Source organism: Streptomyces sp. NPDC056734, assembly GCF_042790455.1.
In the GTDB taxonomy this organism is placed as follows: Bacteria; Actinomycetota; Actinomycetes; order Streptomycetales; family Streptomycetaceae; genus Streptomyces.
Genome location: NZ_JBHTZD010000008.1, coordinates 122,572 through 140,205, shown reverse-complemented (window position 1 = coordinate 140,205; position 17,634 = coordinate 122,572). Strand labels below are relative to the sequence as shown.

Here is a 17,634-nt window from a genome sequence, read left to right as displayed (position 1 = left end):
GGCCTCCGGCCACCCGGCCTCCGGCCACCCGGCCTCCGGCCACCCGGCCTCCGGCCACCCGGCCTCCGGCCTCTGGCCAACTGGCCCTCGGCGACCGGCCTCCGGCCACCCGGCCTCAGGGCTCGGGCCACCCAGGCTCGGGCCACCCGGCTACGGGCCACCCGGCCACCCGGCCTCAGGGCTCGGGCCACCCGGCCCCGGGCCTCCGGCCACGGACCGGGCTCGGGCCACCCGGTCCCGGCCGCCCGCCACCCGCCTCCTCCCGTACCACCCCCCTCACCACCCCAGGAGCCACCGCACATGTACGAACTAAGGGCAGTGACCAAGCGCTACAAGCGTGGCAAGGAATCCGTGGATGCCCTCGCCGGGATCGATCTCACCATCGCCGATGGGGACCGGCTCGTGATCCAGGGCCCCACCGGTGGTGGCAAGTCCACCCTGTTGCAGATGCTCGGGGGGCTGGACCGGCCCACCTCCGGGGAGATCGTGCTGGACGGGACCGATCTCGCCCGGCTTCCCGAGGCCCGGCTGACCAAGGTCCGCAGTGAGAGCATCGGGTTCGTCTTCCAGAGCTTCAACCTGATCCCGACGCTCAGCGCCCAGGAGAACGTCGAGACCGCGCTGGTCCCGCTCCACATCAAGTCCAAGGACCGCGCCGAACGCGCCGCCGAGGCCCTGAAGTCCGTCGGTCTCGGCGAGCGGCTCGGCCACCTCCCCGGCGAGATGTCCGGCGGCCAGCAGCAGCGCGTCGCCATCGCCCGCGCCCTGGTGAAGAACCCCAAGGTGCTGCTGGCCGACGAACCGACCGGCAACCTCGACGAGTCGATGCGCGACGAGATCATGGACGTACTGGAGACCATGTGGAAGGAGCACGGGCTGACCTTCATCATGGTCACCCACGACTCGGCGATCGCCCGTAAGGCCCCGCGGCTCGCCACCATCCGCAAGGGCAAGATCAGCGTCCGGGAGAACAACGGCTCCTGACATACAGGAACAACATGGGTTCCTCACAGGCGACTTAAAGCAAAGTCGTGACAGAAACCCCTATTGAGGTACGTGATCACCCCCCGGCATACTGCGTCACCCGGGGGGTGTACGCGCACATGTACGAGACCACCCCCGGCCGGGTGAACACCGAAGGGCACCCGGTACCTCAGCTCCAGGGGGAGTTTTGCGCAGACAACAGAAGAGTGCGGGCGCGGCGACCGTCGCCGCAGCCGCGGCCGTGGTTCTCGCGGCGGGCCTGACCAGCCCGGCGTCCGCGAACGACGAGACGGGCGCGGACAGTGCCGGGGCATCCGGCGCGGCCTCCGCCCTCGCGGGCAAGCAGCGGATCACGCTGATCACCGGCGACCGGGTGACCGTGGACGCGAAGGGCCGGGTCACCGGCCTGGAGCCCGCAAAGGGCCGTGAGCACATACCCGTCCAGGTCCGCCAGGCGGACGGACACACCCTTGTGATACCCGCCGACGCGGCCCGGCTGGTCGCCACCGGCAAGCTCGACCAGCGGTTGTTCGATGTGACCGAGCTGAACACCTCCGCGTCCCGCAAGGCGCAGAAGAACGGCCTGAAGGTCATCGTCGGCTACCAGGGCGCCGCCGCCGCGGCCAAGGACGACGTACGGGACGCGGGGACCCTGCGCCGCAGCCTGAAGTCCCTGAACGCGGACGCCGTGCAGACGCCGAAGGACGACACCGCCGACCTGTGGGCCGCGGTCACCAACGGCGACAGCGCCGCCTCCGGCATCGCCACCGTCTGGCTCGACGGCGTCCGTGAGGTCGCCCTCGACAAGTCCGTCCCGCAGATCGGCGCCCCCCAGGCGTGGACCAAGGGCTACGACGGCACGGGCGTCAAGATCGCCGTCCTGGACACCGGCGTGGACACCACCCATGACGACCTCAAGGGCCAGGTCGTCGCGTCGAAGAACTTCACCGGTGCCGCCGACGCCACCGACAAGTACGGCCACGGCACGCATGTCGCGTCCATCGCGGCCGGTACCGGCGCCAAGTCCGGCGGCAGGTTCAAGGGCGTCGCGCCCGGCGCGCAGATCCTCAACGGCAAGGTCCTCGACGACAACGGCTTCGGCGACGACTCGGGCATCCTGGCCGGCATGGAGTGGGCGGCCGAGCAGGGCGCCGGCGTCGTCAACCTCAGCCTCGGCGGCGGTGACACCCCGGAGATCGACCCGCTGGAGGCGGCGGTCAACAAGCTGTCCGCCGAGCAGAACATCGTGTTCGCCATCGCGGCGGGCAACGAGGGCCCCCAAAGCGTCGGTTCGCCCGGCAGCGCGGACGCCGCCCTCACCGTCGGCGCCGTCGACGACCAGGACAAGCTGGCCGGCTTCTCCTCCACCGGCCCGCGCGTCGGTGACGGGGCGATCAAGCCGGACGTCACCGCGCCCGGTGTGGCCATCACCGCCGCGTCCGCGAAGGGCAGCCTCATCGCCCAGGAGGTCGGCGAGAACCCGGCCGGCTATGTGACGATCGACGGTACGTCGATGGCGACCCCGCATGTCGCCGGTGCCGCCGCGATCCTCAGGCAGCAGCACCAGGACTGGACGTCCGCCCAGATCAAGGGCGCGCTGACCGGCTCCACCAAGGGCGGCAACTACACGGCCTTCCAGCAGGGCTCGGGCCGTATCCAGGTGGACAGGGCGATCGCGCAGACGGTGATCGCCGACCCGGTCTCGGTCAGCTTCGGCACCCAGCAGTGGCCGCACACCGACGACACCCCGGTCACCCAGCAGGTCACCTACCGCAACCTCGGCGGCCAGGACGTCACGCTCAGCCTGTCCGCCACCGCCGTCAACCCCAAGGGCCAGGCGGCCCCCGCCGGGTTCTTCACCCTCGGCGCGACCAAGGTCACCGTCCCCAAGGGCGGCACCGCCTCCGTCGGCCTCACCGTCAACACCAAGCTCGGCGGCACGGTCGACGGTGCCTACTCGGCGTTCGTCACCGCGACCGGCGGCGGGCAGAGCGTCCGTACGGCCGCGGCCGTGACGCGTGAGGTGGAGTCGTACGACCTCACCGTCCGCCACCTCGACCGGGCCGGCGCCCCGGCGACGAACTACAACACCAGCCTGGTGGGCCTGACCGGCCTCGGCAAGGACTCCTACGAATCGGTCCACGACGCCGACGGCACCGCCACGGTCCGCGTCCCCAAGGGCACCTACGCGCTCGACGCAGCCCTGTACGCCGACCCGGACGATCTGAGCAAGGGCGCCGACTGGCTGGCCCAGCCCAAGCTGAGCGTCACCAAGAACACCACGGTCACCGTCGACGCCCGCAAGGCCAAGCCGGTCAACATCACCGTCCCGGACGCGGGCGCCACGTCCGAGTTCGCCGCACCGCAGTACACGCTCCAGGTGGGCGACTCCGCGTGGGGCTTCGGCTGGTGGCTGAACTCGTACACCAACTTCCGCACCGCGCACCTCGGCCCGCAGATCACCGACGGGTCGCTGTCGCAGCAGTGGGACGGCCACTGGGTCAAGGGCACCGGCACGCAGTGGTCCGTCACCGCCGGGTCGGTCGTCAAGCAGGTGGCCACCGGCTACACCAAGCACTACAAGGCCGCCGACCTGGCCACCGTCAAGGTGAGCGCGGGCGCCCCGTCGGCCGGCAAGACCGGCAGCGTCACCGCCGTCGGCTGGCTGCCCGGCCTGGGCGCCTCCGCGATCTCGGTCCCGCAGAAGCTGCCCGCGAACCGCACCCTGTATCTGTCCACGCAGGGCGGCGTCCTCTGGGACATCGACTTCGAGCAGTACGGCGCCCCCGACGCGAACGGCTTCCCGACCCTGGAGGCGGCCTACGGCGTCGCGGGCGAGGCAGCCTTCAAGGGCGGCAAGAGCTACAGCCGGACCGTCCACCGGGCCGTCTTCGGGCCCACCCTGACGAACGGCTTCGGCCTGTACCGGGACGTCAACGAGATCGGCGGCCAGATCCCGCTGTTCGCCGACTCCCAGCGCAACCCCGGTATCTCCCAGCTGACCTCGGCAGCCACCACCCTGTACCGCAACGGCACCAAGGTCGGCTCCCACACCGATCCGCTGCTGGGCGAGGAGGTCTTCAAGGTCCCCGCCGGTGACGCCGAGTACCGGCTGACGACCTCGGTCAAGCGCAGCGTCAAGGTCGCCGCCGCGTCCACCCGGATCGACGCCGGCTGGACCTTCCGGTCCAAGAAGACCACGGGCCCGGTCACCCTGCCGGCCTCCACGGCCCGCTTCCAGGCGCCGACCGGCGCCGACAGCAAGGTCACCGCGGGCAGCACGCTGTCCGTGCCGGTGGTCGTCGAGGGCGCCGCCAAGGGCGGCAACCTCAAGTCGCTGTCGGTGTACGTCTCGTACGACTACGGGCAGACCTGGAAGAAGCGGACCGTCACCGGCGGCAAGGTCTCCGTGAAGAGCCCGGCCAAGGGCAAGGCGGTCTCCTTCCACGCCAAGATCACCGACAAGCAGAACAACAAGTCGACGATCTCCCTCTACAACGCGTACTACGCGAAGTAGCGGCGACTGACCGACCCTGGCCTCCTGCCGGCCCGTGGCTGTTCTTCAGCCGCGGGCCGGTGGGGGGTGTACGCGGTTCTCAGACAGCCGCCCTGCTGGCGTCCGCCCCCCAGCTGGCCAGCAGACGCAAAGCCTCCGCCGACGGAGTATCCGGCTCGGCGTGATAGGTGATCAGGCACTGTTCGCTGTCCCCGGCCGGGTGGAACGACTCGTAGCGCAGCTCCAGCTCGCCGACCAGCGGATGACGCAGCAGCTTGATCCCGTGGGTCTTCTCCTTCACATCATGGGTGGCCCACAGCCGCCGGAAATCCTCGCTCTTCACCGACAACTCGCCCACCAGCGCCGACAGCCGCTGATCGTCGGGATAGCAGCCCGCGTCCATCCGCAGCAGGCAGACGATGTCGATCGCCTTCTGCTCCCAGTCGACGAAGAGGTCGCAGTAATCGGGGCGCAGAAAGGCCAGCCGCGCCCAGTTGCGCTCCCGCTCCGGCAGCGCGCCCCAGTCACCGAACAGCGCCGCCGCCATCGGGTTCCACGCCAGGATGTCGCAGCGCCGCCCGGTGATGTACGCCGGGACGGTGTCGAAGGTGTCGAGCAGTTGCCGCAGCGCGATCCGCACCTGCTGGGCGCCGCGCCCGGCCGGCTTCCTCTTGTGCTGCTTGGGCTTGGCCAGATGCGTCAGATGCGCCTGCTCGGCATCGCTCAGCCGCAGCGCCCGCGCGATCGCGCTCAGCACCTCCGCCGACACATTGCGGCCATTGCCCTGTTCCAGCCGGGTGTAGTACGCCACCGAGACCCCGGCCAGCTGTGCCAGCTCCTCGCGGCGCAGCCCCGGCACCCTGCGGTGCCGCCCGAAGTCCGGCAGCCCCACGTCCTGCGGCTTGAGCCGGGCCCGGCGGGTGCGCAGGAACTCGCTCAGCTCGGCCCGCCGGTCCGCTATGGCAGGTCTGTCCATGGAGTCCATGCCTCAAGTATTCCCGGTCGTACGCCCACCAGCCTGTCCCGGCCAGTAGTAGGCACAGCAAACGTACGCAAGGCCGTGACCTGGGTAAACAGGGGAGCCGCGCGCAGGCTGGGGTGAGTGTCCGGCGGAAGTCGGCCGGACACGCTCCGTCCTACGCAGAGGAGAACCCGGGCATGACCACCGTTGCCGCATACGCCGCCCCCGCCGCGAAGGCGCCCCTGGAGCGCACCACGATCGAGCGCCGGGCGGTCCGCGAGCACGACATCCTGATCGACATCGCCTTCTCCGGAATCTGTCATTCCGACATTCATCAGGCCCGTGAGGGCTGGGGTGAGGCCATCTTCCCGATGGTCCCCGGCCATGAGATCGCGGGCATCGTCGCCGAGGTCGGCCCCGGCGTCACCCGGTACGCGGTCGGCGACCGGGTGGGCGTCGGCTGCCTGGTCGACTCCTGCCGTACCTGCGGGAACTGCGAGGCCGGTCTGGAGCAGTACTGCACCGGCGGTGGTGTGGGGACGTACAACGCCATCGGCAAGGACGGTGAGCCGACGTACGGCGGCTACGCGCGGAAGATCGTCGTCGACGAGAACTACGTCCTGCGGATCCCCGAGGGCATCGGCCTGGACGAGGCGGCCCCGCTGCTGTGCGCGGGCATCACCACGTACTCCCCGCTGCGGCACTGGAACGCCGGCCCCGGCAAGAAGGTCGCCGTGGTGGGCCTGGGCGGCCTCGGGCACATGGCCGTCAAGCTCGCCCACGCGCTCGGCGCCGAGGTCACCGTGCTGTCGCAGTCCCTGCGCAAGCGGGAGGACGGCCTGAAGCTGGGCGCCGACCACTACCACGCCACCAGCGACCCCAAGACCTTCCAGGAGCTGGCGGGCACCTTCGACCTGATCGTCTCGACCGTCTCCGCGCCCCTCGACTTCGCCGCGTATCTGCGCCTGCTGCGCACCGACGGCGCGCTGGTGAACGTCGGCGCCCCCGAGGAGCCGATCTCGCTCAACCTGTTCGCGCTGATCGACGGCCGCAAGACCCTCGCCGGGTCGGGCATCGGCGGTATCCCGGAGACCCAGGAGATGCTCGACTTCTGCGCCGCGCACGGCCTGGGCGCCGAGATCGAGGTGATCCGCGCGGACCAGATCAACGAGGCGTACGAGCGGGTGCTGGCCAGCGATGTCCGCTACCGGTTCGTGATCGACGCGTCGACGATCTGAGGGAGCCGAGGGATCTTCTTCCCAGGTACCTGAGGTATCTGATACGCGGACACCAGCGGCGCCATCACCGCCCAGCACTACGCCTTCCTGGTCTCCGAGGACGACTTCGACGCCCTCTTCGGCCGCATCCGGCAGGCGGGAGTGACGTACTGGGCCGACCCCTACCACTCCCGCGAGGGTGAGATCAATCACCAGGACGGGGGCCGGGGCGCCTACTTCGACGATCCGAACGGGCACGTCCTGGAGATCCTCACGCGGCCCTGTGGGAGCGGAGGCGGAGGCGGGGCCGGAGGTTGAGGTGCGGGTGGGCGGTCGGTCCAGCTCACAGCTGCGTACCGAACACCTGCGTCCACCATGGGCCGCCCGCCCCCTCGTACACCCCCAGACCCGTCTCCTCCACCGAGCAGTTGAGGATGTTGGCGCGATGGCCGGGGCTGTCCATCCAGGACTGCATCACCTCCGCCGGGGTCTGCTGCCCCATGGCGATGTTCTCGGCGTAGGTGCTCCAGCGGTAGCCCGCCGCGGTGATGCGGTCGCCGGGGTCGGCGCCGTCCGGGTTGGTGTGGTCGAAGAAGTCCCGCGCGGCCATGTCGGCGGAGTGCCCCTGCGCCGCGCTGTCCAGGGCCGCGTTCTGCCGGACCGGCGAGCAACCGGCGTCGGCCCGCTCGGCGTTCACCAACTCCAGCACCTGGCCCGCGAACGTGGTCGGCGGCGCCTGCGGGGGCGGCGGGGGCGGTACGGAGGTCTTGCTCGGCGTGGGTTCGGGGGCAGGGGGCGTGCTGCTCGCGGACGGGCTCGGCTTCCTGGTGGGGGACGGTGAGGCGGACGGCGAGGGGGAGCGGGACGCGGACGGGCTCGGCGACGCCGAGGCGGAGGGGGAGGCGGAGACGGGCGCGGAGGAGGGGTCCGGGGCGGTGCGGGCGGCGGTGGCGTCGGCGTTCTCCCGGACGGCCGATGACGGTACGTCCGTCCCGTCGTCCGGCGTCAGCAGCGCGATGGTCCCGCCGCCGGTCACGAGCGCGGCGAACGCGGCCACGACGACCCGGCGGCGACGCCTGCGGCGCAGGGTGTGGCGCTGCTGGAGCCGGCCGGACCGGCCGCCACTGTCCGAGGCGAGGGTGACCGGGTCTTGGGGCGCGGTGGTGGTGAGGGGGTCTGGCGGCTCGGTCGTGGGGGTGGCGAGGGGGTTCTGTGGCCCGGTCGTGGGGGTGGTGAGCGGGTTTGGCGGGCCGGTTGGGGTGGGGGTGAGTGCATCTGCGGGCCAGGTGGGGGTGGTGCCCAGCTGGTCCGGCGGCGAGTTGGGGGTGGTGCCCAGCGGATCCCGCGGCGAGTTGGTGGTGGCGCCCAGCGCGTCCGGTGGCCAGATCGTGTCGGCGGCCCGTGCATCCGGGGGCCAGACACCGGTGCCGGCGGTAGCCAGATCCGGGCGTCCGATCGCCGTGGCGGCCAGCCCGGTTCCGACCGGTACCAGCGCGAGTCCGACCAGCAGGCCCTCGGCGGGGGCCAGCCCCTGGCCCAGCCCGCCGCACACCGTGCAGTCCCGGGTGTGCCGCACCAGTCGCTTGCGCCACAGCGCCGACGGCACCCCGTCCCAGTGCGCGACCGCGTCGCCCAGCAGCACACACCGGGGCACGGTGGCCAGCGCCCGCACCACCACCCGCGACGACTCCAGCTGCGTCTTCATCCGCTGCACCCGTACCGCGGTGTGCTGCGGGGACAGTTCCAGCGCGGCGGCGACCTCCGCCCGGCTCAGCCGCCCGGCGGCCTCCAGCCACCACAGCGACAGCAGCGCCCGGTCGTCGTCGTCCAGCCAGCGGCTCGCCTCGGCGACCTCCCGCCGCTGCCCGGCGAGTCCGAGCCGCAGGATCGCCAGGTCCACGAAGTCGGCGCCGGGATCGGGGACGTCGTACGCCTCGTACGCCTCGTGCAGCGAGTCCTGGACGACCGGCGCGGTCCGGTGGGCGTGCACATGGCCACGTATTCGATTCATCGTGATGGCGACCAGCCAGGACCGGAAGCGGTCCGGCTCGCGCAGCGAACCGAGCGAGTTCAGCGCCCGGATCATCGTCTCCTGGACGACGTCGTCGACATCGGCGTGGCCGTTCAGGGCCCGTCCGACGATGTTGTAGACGAGCGGCAGATACTGGGCGATCAGCTCCTGCCGGGCCCGCTGATCACCCTCCTGCGCCGCCCTGACCAGCGCAGCGGCACCCGCTCTCGCCCCGCCACTTTCCCCGCCCCTCGCTCCGTCTCCCACCCTGCCCTCGTCCCTGCCCACGCGCTCTCCTCCGGTCGACCCTGTTTTCGGCGTTCTCGGCGTTCTCGGCCGTCCCTTCCGACACACGGGAGACCTGGCGCGGGCGGCGGCGATAACAGAAAGGCGATAACAGAAATCTGAGTACGGGATCGTAGGGGTGTTCGAGCGGGAGCGCGGGACGAAACGGACGTGACGGTGCCCATGGCGGGCCGGGCCGGATGTCTGCTAAGGGGGGCCACCGGGGCACCCGAGCGCGCGGGGCCTACTCGACCTCGATGCCGTAGTCCCCGATGAGCTGCTCAAGCCCGCCCGCGTACCCCTTCCCGCCGAGGACGAAGTCCCAGTCGCCGCTGGTCCGCCGCCGGAAGGAACCGAGCACCAGGGCGGTCTCCCCGGCCCGTCCGTCGGACACCTCCAGCACGCCCAGCTCGCCCCCGGCCGGGTCCAGCAGCCGGATCCGGGCATCGGTGAAACCGGACAGATCGGCGTCCGGATTCACCTCCGGGTCCACGGCGGCCACCAGTACCAGCCGGTCGGAGCCCGTCGGCAGCGCGTCGAAGCCGACCCGGAGCGCGGCCTTGTCCGGCGGCGCGGCGAGGGCCGCGCGGACCGAGCCGTCGGGGGTGCGGGCGTTGTTGAAGAAGACGAAGTGGTCGTCGCCGAGCACCCGCTCGCCCTGGCAGACCAGCGCGCACACGTCCAGCGCGACCGTGCCGGACCAGGACATGCCGAGCGTGTTGTGGCCGCTGCCGGGGTCCTCGGGGGGCGGGGGAGCCGCTGACGGGGCCGGGGCGGGGGTGCGGCCGTTGTCGCCGAGCCGCCCGCGCAGCCCGTGGCGGTGCAGCAGATCGACGAGCTGGGGGCCGCCGACCAGCTCCAGCGGCTTGCCGTGCGCGAAGGCGTACGAACCGGGGCCGAAGCCCGACGTGGTCACCAGGACGCCCTTGTTGGCACCGGCGTCCTGGACCGTGCCGTACAGATCGCGTACGGCGGTGGGCGGCACGGTGGCGCGGTAGCGCTTGACCTGGACGACGATCTTCCCGCCCCGGATCGGCGCCGGATCCACCGCGTCGACGTCCACACCCCCGTCGTTCGACCGCGCGGTGGTCACCGCCCGCATGCCCATCGCCCGGAACAACTCGGCGACCAGCCCCTCGAACGCGACCGGGTCCATGGCGTACAGATCGGGTTCGTCACCCAGGTCGGGCGCCTGGTCGTCATGGGTGACGACCCCGCCGCCCACGTCGTCGGGCCGCCGCCCCGGCCGTACCGCCGTCAACTGGTCGGGGCGGGCGGCGAGCTGGCCGCGCAGCGCCTCGGTCAGACAGCTCACCGGGTCGACCTGGTCCAGACGCAGCCCGGCGAAGAGGGCGCGCGGCGCCATGACGGTCGCGAGCACGATCTGGGACCGGCGCCCGGTGGCGGGGTCGATCTCATCGACGAAGCCGTTGAGGGCGACGGACTCCAGAGCGCCGTACGCGTCGGATCGGTACAGCTCACGCAGCGTCAGCAGCACACACTGCGCCAGCACCTCCCGGTACAGCGTGCGGCGGCGGGTCACCGGGAGGGCCGTCTCCTTGTCCCGGTCCTCGCCGACGACGTACCGCACGGACTTCGCCTCGGGCACCACGGCGTACGGCGGCAGCTCCCAGTTCAGGACCAGTTGGCGCACCGCCGGGTCGTAGGCGGCGGAGATCTGGCGGGGGAAGTCGACGGGCCAGGCGGTGGAGGCGTACAGCGCGCCCGTGAAGTACTCGACGACCGCCTCCGGCTCCCGGCGCCGGACCCCCTCGGTCACCTCACCCACCCCGTCGTTGTGCCGCCGCACCTCGGCCCGCCGGCCCTCGGCCCAGCGCTCGTACTCGCGCTGCCGTTCCCCGAGTTGCCGCTGCCGCTGCGCCTCGGCGGCCTGGGCCGCGTGCCAGTCGTGCTCGAACCGGGCCCGCGCCTCGGCCTGCGCCCGCTCCCGCTGGTGCGCGGTCCAGCCGCCCTGCGCCGGGTAATGCGCCGGGTCCGGCATGGGTATCGGCCAGGCGAGCGCCCCGGGATCGAAGGGCGGTACGTCCAGCCCCCGCAGCATCGCGGACACCTCGAAGCCGGGCGCCTGACAGCCGGTCACCAGCAGCTGCCGCAACGCCTCGACCCGCGCCTCCAGCTCGTCGGTACGCCGCCGCGCCTCGGCGTGCCGCTGCTCCTTGTACTCCCGGACCGCTTGGTTGTGCCGCCGCTGCGCCAACTGCGCCTCGGCCCGCTGCCGTTGCGCCTCGGCCGCCGCCAGCCGCTGCTGCTGCCGCTGCATCTCCGCCCACACCCCGACCAGCCCGGCAGACCGCCGACTCATCCGCTCCCCGCCCTCCCACCCCACCGATGAATGATGTTTACCGTACGAGCTTGAGAACCGGGAGTTTCCCGTGGGCGCCGACAAAAGCGGGAGGTCCCGGCTGGTAGTGATGGTCGGGCGGCGGCCAGACATGGAAGCCGCCCGGCACCCGGAGGATCTTCATCTCGACGGTCCCGCCGGGTTCCTCGTCGGCGGGGTAGTCGGGGTGCAGCCACAGCCGCCGGTTCTCGTCGGCCCACATCGCCCAGGGGAGCGTGTAGGCGACGGTGCCTTCCGCCATGCCGGAGAGGGTGGTGGGCTGCATGTCCTCGGGGAGGAGGGCGGTGGGGGGAGGGCCGGGTTCGTAGGGGTCGGGGGTGTCGGGGGCGGGGCCGGTCGCCCTCTCCCCTTCTCTCCCCTCTCCCTTACCGAGGGCGATGACGAGGTCGCCGACGCCGTCCAGGATCCAGAGCTTGGGGGTCTGCCGGGTACGGGCGGCGTGCAACTCGGCACTGATGTACCGGTGCAGATCGAGGGCGGAGATCAGCCCGTCCGCGTCGAGGTCGGCGGCGCCGGTGCGCAGCCCGTGGACGAGGGCGGCGGTGAACACGGACAGGGCGCCTGCGCCACTGCCACCCGGGGCGACCTCGAAGGCGAGCTGGATCTCGTCGGTGGCGCTGATGACGACGGTGCCGCTGCCCCGGAAGAACCCGCCGAAGCCGATCCCGGCGCTGTCGCCGTCCCCCTTGGCCCCCGGCCGGATGGCCCCGCTGAAACAGCAGTCGAGCAGCAGCACCTTGCGGTCCGCCCGGCACCACTGGAGCTGTTCACTGACGAACGCGGCGGGCACGGCGTACGACTGGAGGAGCCGGGGTTCGCGCAGGGTGTCCGTACCGGCGAAGTAGAGCCGTTCGTCGTAGTCCTTGATGCCGTGGCAGGAGAAGTGGACGAGCAGTTCGTCGTCCCGCTCGGCGTCGGTGAGAAACCGCTGGAGGGTCCGCTGGATCGCGTAGGCGGGCTGGTCGACGACGGAGGTGACGTCGTAGCGCCCGATCGCCGGATCCGCCAGCACCCGGCCCAGCTCGGCGGCGTCCCGCGAGGGGGCCTCCAGCGGATTCCACCGGGTGTCCTCGTACCGCCCGGTGGCGACGAGCAGGGCCTTACGCGCCCCCATCGCCGTCGCCCTCCCCGGAACCGGCGGTTCTCTCCAGGAACCGGTCGATCAGCTCCTGCTGCTGCCCCGCCGAGAGCCCCGTCATCTCCAGGCTCTCGTCCGCGAACACCAGCTTGGCACTGCGCCCCGAGGCCCGCTCGGACCAAGCCTGCACCACGGCGACGACGGCGCCGATCAGCTGCGGGGCGAGCGTGAGCACCACCGTCCCGGCGAGGATCACTTCCCCGGCCTTGCTGCCGACGGGCGCGCTGCCGCCCCCGGCCGGCACGACGTCCCCCACCCGCCGCCGCACCAGCATCTCCCGCAACTGCCGTACGGCATCCGCCAGTTCCCGCTCATCGGACCCGCCCCCGGTACCCGCGACGATCCGGACCTCCGCGACGCTCATGCCGAACATCTTGGCAGAAAGGGGGAGTTGGGGGGTGGGGGTGGGACGGTCCGGGATCCGGGTTTTCGGCCTGCGTTTCCGGCCTGCGTTTCCGGCCTGCGTTTTTGGCCTGCGTTTCTGGGTGGCGGGTCCGGGCTGCGGGGAGTGATCGGCCGCCGCCCGGTCCGGTTGGGGGGCGAAGTTGACAGGGAAGGCGGAGGGCGGAGGGGGAGCCGGGATCTGCTGGGACTGCCTGCGGCAGGGCGGCGACGTCATCCGGGCGGTGGCCATCTTGGCCGCCGCCCGGAGTGCGCGCCCGCCCGCTCGTCCGGCTCTAGGCGCGCGTGCGCCTTGGTGTCCGGGACCGTTTCCGCTCGGCGGCCGTTGGTTCTGTGTTGTTCTGTGCGGTCCTGTGTGGTCCTGGGCGGTCATCCACCGGTCTTGGCCACGCCGATCGGGCAGGAGACGCCCGTGCCGCCGATGCCGCAGTATCCGGCCGGGTTCTTGTACAGGTACTGCTGGTGGTACCCCTCCGCCGGATAGAACGTGCGGTCCTGCGCCGGGAGGATCTCCGTGGTGATCGTGCCGTAGCCGGAGGCGGTGAGGACCTTCTGGTAGGCGGCGCGGGAGGAATCGGCGGAGGCGGCCTGCTCGGGGGAGTGGGTGTAGATCGCGGAGCGGTACTGGGTGCCGACGTCGTTGCCCTGGCGGAAGCCCTGGGTGGGGTCGTGGGACTCCCAGAACGTCTTCAGGAGCGACTCGTACGACATCACCTTCGGGTCGAAGACGACGCGGACCGCCTCGGTGTGACCGGTCAGGCCCGAGCAGACCTCCTCATAGGTCGGGTTCTCGGTGGACCCGCCCTGGTAGCCGACCAGGGTCGTGTACACGCCCGCCGGGAGCTGCCAGAACTTGCGCTCGGCGCCCCAGAAACAGCCCAGGCCGAAGTCGGCGACCTCCAGGCCGTCGGGGTAGGGGCCGCTGAGCGGGGTGCCGAGAACGGTGTGACGGTCGGGGACGCTGAAGGCCGGCTCCGGGCGTCCCCGCAGCGCCTGCTCGGGGGAGGGCAGCTGGGGCGTACGGCTGTGCAGGAACATCGCGGTCTCCAATCGGGGTCGACCACATCAACGTATGGCGGACCCCCGGAATTCCGGTCCGGAGGCGGTTCGGAGACGGTTCGGAGCCGGTCGGGCGGTGCCGCGAGGCTGGGCGGCCGGGGCGGGGGTGTGGCGTGCGGCGGCCGGGGGTGGGGGTGCGGGGCTCCTGGGGCGGTGGGCCCCGGGGGCGGGGGCGGGAGGCGGGGGCGGTGGTGCGGGGTTGGCGCGGACACGGGCCGCGGGGCCACCGGGGTCGGCGGCCGGGAACAGGCTCAGAGGCGTCAGTGGTGCACGGTGCTTGGCCCGCCGCCGGGGGTGGTGGTGTGAGGTTGCCGCGGACACGGGCTGCGAGGCCGCCACCGGGTCAGTGGCGCGGGGCCGCTGGGAACAGGGTCGGAGGCGTCAGCCGTGCACGGTGCTCGGCCCCAGCGCCGCCGGTCCGTCGGGGGCAGCGGCGCAGGCTCGTCGGCCGCAGCGGTCATCCGGGGTGGCGGCGCAAGCCCCTGCGGCTTCAGTGCGGCAGTGTCGCCGGGCAGTCCGGGGTTAGTGTCGCCGGGTCGGCGGGGAGGGGGTCGGAGGGTCGCTGGCCCGGCGGTGCAGGCACCTCGGCCGCACGGGCCATCCGGAGCGGCGGCGCAAGCCCCCGACTTCAGTGCGGCAGCGCTGCCGGGCTGTCCGGGGTCAGGTGGCGCCGAGCAGCTGGCGAGAGGGCTGGCGGGCCGCTTGCCCTGCGGCGCAGTCCCCTCCGCCGCCGGGCCATCCAGGGCTGCGACGCAATCCCCCGGTCTCAGCGCCGCAACGTCGCCGGGCCACCGAAACAGGGCACCCGGCCCCTGGCGTGAGCGGCGCGCAGGCCCCTCCTCCGCAGGCCCTTCCGCCACAGGGCCCCGGGCCTGCGCGCGCAATCCCCCGCCCTCAGCGCCGCAACGTCGCCGGGCCACCGGAAACAGGGCCGCCCGGCCCCCGGCGTCAGCGGCGCGCAGGCCCCTGTGCCACAGCCCCCGCCACAGGACCCCGGACCTGCGCCACAGGCCCCCAGACCTGCGCCACAGCCCCCCGCCTCAGTGCCGCAACGTCGCCGGGCTCCCCCCGTTCGCCTCGTAGCCCGCCACCGCCAGCGCGCGGTACACCGCGAATTCCGCCGCCGGGTCCGGGGACAGGGTCCAGGGCAGGGCGCCCACATGGCCGTCGACGTGGGTCAGCTGGGCCATGGCCTCCGCCCAGCGCTCGGAGCGGACCAGGAAGAAGATCAAAAGGTGGCGTACATGCGCGAGCATCGGGTCGTCCGCGCGGGCCGAGTGCACCGCGTGCAGCGCGCCGTGCACCGCCTTGGTGACCACCTGGCTCTGGTAGAAGCCCGCCACCAGATTGACCTCCGGCAGATGCTCGAACACCGCGAACAGGGGCATCGCCGCCAGCAGCGAGCCTCTCGGCGCCCGCGCCGCCGCCGCTTCCGCGAACGAGTACGCCAGCTCCCGCGAGCCGTGCCACTTCTCGCACCAGTAGTGCAGCGCCGCCAGATGCGCGCCCATGTGGTTCGGCGCCCGGTCCAGGATCTTCAGCCAGAGCTGCTCGAACTCCGCACGCGGATAGCCGAGCCCCCGCGCGACCGACAGCTCCACGATGTACGGGACCGGATCACCGGGGGCGAGCAGCGCGGCCTCGCCGCACGCCGCCCTCGCCTCCTCCATGATGATCCGGAAGTCGTCCGTGCCCGGCGTCGCCGTCCGCCACGCCTGCTGCACCAGGAACTCCGCGTGCACCGCGGCCCCGCCCGCGTCCTTCGGCTGCTCGGCGCGCCACACCCGCAGCCACTGCCCGCCGGGCGTCTCGCCCACGCCCCCCGGCCGCTGCTGAAGCTCCAGCGACGCCGCGCCCGCGAACGCCTGCACCCGCTGCCAGCGCAGCTCACCCCCCGCGCCCGTGCCCGCGAGCAACTGCGCCGCAGCGCGGTAGTCCTGCGTGCGCTGCACCAGGTCCAGGACGTCCAGCAGATCCTGGTCGGGGCCGGGCATCCGGATGTCCAGCTCCTCCTGCCGTACGAAGCCGTAGTTCGCGGGGTCGGCCGCGTCCGGGTGGCCGGGCGGGACCTGCTCGATGCCGCGCCGCCTGCGCAGGACGAGCGGACCCAGCACGAAGCCCAGCATGAGCAGCGCCATCAGGACCCAGAGAATCTCCATGCCTCAAGCGAACCAGACCGCGCCGACAATTGGCCAACCTGGCCCCCCGCCTGTGGATAACTCTCCGCCCACCGGCCGTCACGCCGACACCCGCCCCACGGGCGGACTACGCTCGGGGCCCATGAGCGACAGGCACATCAGTCAGCACTTCGAGACGCTCGCGATCCACGCGGGCAACACCGCCGACCCCCTGACCGGGGCGGTCGTCCCGCCGATCTACCAGGTGTCCACCTACAAGCAGGACGGTGTCGGCGGCCTGCGCGGCGGCTACGAGTACAGCCGCAGCGCCAACCCGACCAGGACCGCCCTGGAGGAGAACCTCGCGGCCCTGGAGGGCGGTCGCCGGGGCCTCGCCTTCGCGTCCGGACTGGCGGCCGAGGACTGCCTGCTGCGTACGCTGCTCAGCCCCGGCGACCACGTGGTCATCCCGAACGACGCCTACGGCGGCACGTTCCGCCTGTTCGCCAAGGTCGTCGCCCGCTGGGGCGTGGAGTGGTCGGTCGCCGACACCAGCGACCCCGCCGCCGTGCGCGCCGCGATCACCCCGAAGACCAAGGCCGTCTGGGTGGAGACCCCCTCCAACCCGCTGCTCGGCATCACCGACATCGCGGCCGTCGCCCAGATCGCCCGGGACGCCGGCGCCCGCCTGGTCGTGGACAACACCTTCGCCACGCCCTATCTCCAGCAGCCGCTCTCGCTCGGCGCCGATGTCGTCGTGCACTCCCTGACCAAGTACATGGGCGGCCACTCCGACGTCGTCGGCGGCGCCCTGGTCGTCCGCGACGAGACGCTCGGCGAGGAACTGGCCTTCCACCAGAACGCCATGGGCGCGGTCGCCGGGCCGTTCGACTCCTGGCTGGTGCTGCGCGGCGCCAAGACGCTGCCCGTGCGCATGGACCGGCACAGCGAGAACGCCGTGAAGATCGCCGACATGCTCACCCGGCACGCGCGCGTGACGCGGGTGCTGTACCCGGGCCTGCCCGACCATCCCGGTCACGAGATCGCCGCCAAGCAGATGCGGTCCTTCGGCGGCATGATCTCCTTCCAGGTCGAGGGCGGCGAGGAGGCGGCCGTGCGGGTCTGCGACCGGGCCAGGGTCTTCACGCTGGGCGAGTCCCTCGGCGGTGTCGAGTCCCTGATCGAGCACCCGGGCCGGATGACCCACGCCTCCGTCGCGGGCTCGGCCCTGGAGGTCCCCGCCGACCTGGTCCGGCTCTCCGTAGGCATCGAGAACGTGGACGATCTGCTGGGGGACCTCCAGCAGGCCCTCGCCTGACCCTCACCGATCCCCGGCCGCGCGGACGCGTTCTTCACCACCTCACCAGGGCGGAGTCGTCTCCGACGGCGGCTCCACCCACGGGCGCGCGGTCAGCGCCCATACGGCGAGGGCCACGGACGCGGCCAGGATCAGCAGCCACATCAGGCGCAGCGCGATCCGCCGGCGGCGCAGTACGCGGCTGCCCCGGCGCACGGCCTCCCGGTGCAGCTCCGGCGGCACCGGGGGCGGGCTCCGTCGCAGGATCCGGCGGGCGGCGGCCTCGCGGTCGGCCCGGCTCACCG

Annotated in this window: 12 protein-coding genes and 1 pseudogene; 5 read left to right on the top strand and 8 right to left on the bottom strand. The window is 72.3% G+C overall.

The features are described from left to right. The first annotated feature begins 300 nt into the window (after positions 1 to 300). Both ACFRFC_RS14405 and ACFRFC_RS14400 read left to right on the top strand, forming a co-directional pair. Positions 301 to 984, top strand: a complete 684-nt coding sequence (locus ACFRFC_RS14405; RefSeq protein WP_382684515.1) for an ABC transporter ATP-binding protein — start codon at positions 301 to 303, stop codon at positions 982 to 984. 187 nt (positions 985 to 1,171) lie between these two features. Next, a complete protein-coding gene (locus tag ACFRFC_RS14400; protein ID WP_382684516.1) occupies positions 1,172 to 4,501 on the top strand; it encodes a S8 family serine peptidase in 3,330 nt (1,109 codons plus the stop codon). A 79-nt stretch (positions 4,502 to 4,580) separates the two neighbouring features. Here ACFRFC_RS14400 and ACFRFC_RS14395 read toward each other — a convergent pair whose 3' ends face one another. Beyond that, a complete protein-coding gene (locus ACFRFC_RS14395) occupies positions 4,581 to 5,465 on the bottom strand; it encodes a helix-turn-helix domain-containing protein (protein ID WP_382684519.1) in 885 nt (294 codons plus the stop codon). Between the two features lie 173 nt (positions 5,466 to 5,638). On the opposite strand from ACFRFC_RS14395, the gene ACFRFC_RS14390 reads away from it, so the two are divergent. Both ACFRFC_RS14390 and ACFRFC_RS14385 read left to right on the top strand, forming a co-directional pair. Further along, complete coding sequence (locus tag ACFRFC_RS14390) at positions 5,639 to 6,679, top strand: NAD(P)-dependent alcohol dehydrogenase (protein ID WP_382684521.1); 1,041 nt, start codon at positions 5,639 to 5,641, stop codon at positions 6,677 to 6,679. Positions 6,680 to 6,721: 42 nt separating this feature from the next. Then, positions 6,722 to 6,976, top strand: a pseudogene (locus ACFRFC_RS14385) (VOC family protein); the annotation flags it as partial. Positions 6,977 to 7,001: 25 nt separating this feature from the next. On the opposite strand, the gene ACFRFC_RS14380 reads toward ACFRFC_RS14385, so the two are convergent. The 6 genes from ACFRFC_RS14380 to ACFRFC_RS14355 form a co-directional block, all read right to left on the bottom strand. Next, entirely contained in the window at positions 7,002 to 8,936 is a 1,935-nt protein-coding gene (locus ACFRFC_RS14380) for a sigma-70 family RNA polymerase sigma factor (RefSeq protein ID WP_382685130.1), read from the bottom strand. Positions 8,937 to 9,198: 262 nt separating this feature from the next. Further along, positions 9,199 to 11,277 (bottom strand): restriction endonuclease, encoded by a 2,079-nt coding sequence (locus ACFRFC_RS14375; protein ID WP_382684523.1) that lies wholly within the window; start codon positions 11,275 to 11,277, stop codon positions 9,199 to 9,201. Between the two features lie 37 nt (positions 11,278 to 11,314). Then, entirely contained in the window at positions 11,315 to 12,430 is a 1,116-nt protein-coding gene (locus tag ACFRFC_RS14370) for a caspase domain-containing protein (protein ID WP_382684525.1), read from the bottom strand. Continuing rightward, complete coding sequence (locus tag ACFRFC_RS14365; RefSeq protein WP_382684528.1) at positions 12,417 to 12,818, bottom strand: hypothetical protein; 402 nt, start codon at positions 12,816 to 12,818, stop codon at positions 12,417 to 12,419. Before ACFRFC_RS14365 ends, ACFRFC_RS14370 begins: the two co-directional genes overlap by 14 nt. Positions 12,819 to 13,225: 407 nt before the next feature. Further along, complete coding sequence (gene msrA / locus ACFRFC_RS14360; protein ID WP_382684531.1) at positions 13,226 to 13,894, bottom strand: peptide-methionine (S)-S-oxide reductase MsrA; 669 nt, start codon at positions 13,892 to 13,894, stop codon at positions 13,226 to 13,228. 1,061 nt (positions 13,895 to 14,955) lie between these two features. Beyond that, positions 14,956 to 16,074, bottom strand: a complete 1,119-nt coding sequence (locus ACFRFC_RS14355) for a hypothetical protein (RefSeq protein WP_382684533.1) — start codon at positions 16,072 to 16,074, stop codon at positions 14,956 to 14,958. Positions 16,075 to 16,195: 121 nt separating this feature from the next. On the opposite strand from ACFRFC_RS14355, the gene ACFRFC_RS14350 reads away from it, so the two are divergent. Beyond that, on the top strand, positions 16,196 to 17,350 hold the full coding sequence (locus ACFRFC_RS14350) for a cystathionine gamma-synthase (RefSeq protein WP_382684536.1): 1,155 nt from the start codon (positions 16,196 to 16,198) through the stop codon (positions 17,348 to 17,350). A gap of 42 nt (positions 17,351 to 17,392) precedes the next feature. Here the strand turns inward: ACFRFC_RS14350 and ACFRFC_RS14345 are convergent, their stop codons facing one another. Then, the gene (locus ACFRFC_RS14345) at positions 17,393 to 17,632 is read right to left on the bottom strand and encodes a hypothetical protein (protein ID WP_382684538.1); all 240 of its coding nucleotides are present in this window, start codon (positions 17,630 to 17,632) and stop codon (positions 17,393 to 17,395) included. Positions 17,633 to 17,634 lie beyond the last annotated feature (2 nt).

Coding starts and splice junctions, on each gene's coding strand:
- msrA (WP_382684531.1), bottom strand. CDS start 13,894: ATGTTCCTGCACAGCCGTACGCCCCAGCTGCCCTCCCCCGAGCAGGCG.
- ACFRFC_RS14365 (WP_382684528.1), bottom strand. CDS start 12,818: ATGAGCGTCGCGGAGGTCCGGATCGTCGCGGGTACCGGGGGCGGGTCC.
- ACFRFC_RS14405 (WP_382684515.1), top strand. CDS start 301: ATGTACGAACTAAGGGCAGTGACCAAGCGCTACAAGCGTGGCAAGGAA.
- ACFRFC_RS14350 (WP_382684536.1), top strand. CDS start 16,196: ATGAGCGACAGGCACATCAGTCAGCACTTCGAGACGCTCGCGATCCAC.
- ACFRFC_RS14375 (WP_382684523.1), bottom strand. CDS start 11,277: ATGAGTCGGCGGTCTGCCGGGCTGGTCGGGGTGTGGGCGGAGATGCAG.
- ACFRFC_RS14390 (WP_382684521.1), top strand. CDS start 5,639: ATGACCACCGTTGCCGCATACGCCGCCCCCGCCGCGAAGGCGCCCCTG.
- ACFRFC_RS14395 (WP_382684519.1), bottom strand. CDS start 5,465: ATGGACTCCATGGACAGACCTGCCATAGCGGACCGGCGGGCCGAGCTG.
- ACFRFC_RS14355 (WP_382684533.1), bottom strand. CDS start 16,074: ATGGAGATTCTCTGGGTCCTGATGGCGCTGCTCATGCTGGGCTTCGTG.
- ACFRFC_RS14370 (WP_382684525.1), bottom strand. CDS start 12,430: ATGGGGGCGCGTAAGGCCCTGCTCGTCGCCACCGGGCGGTACGAGGAC.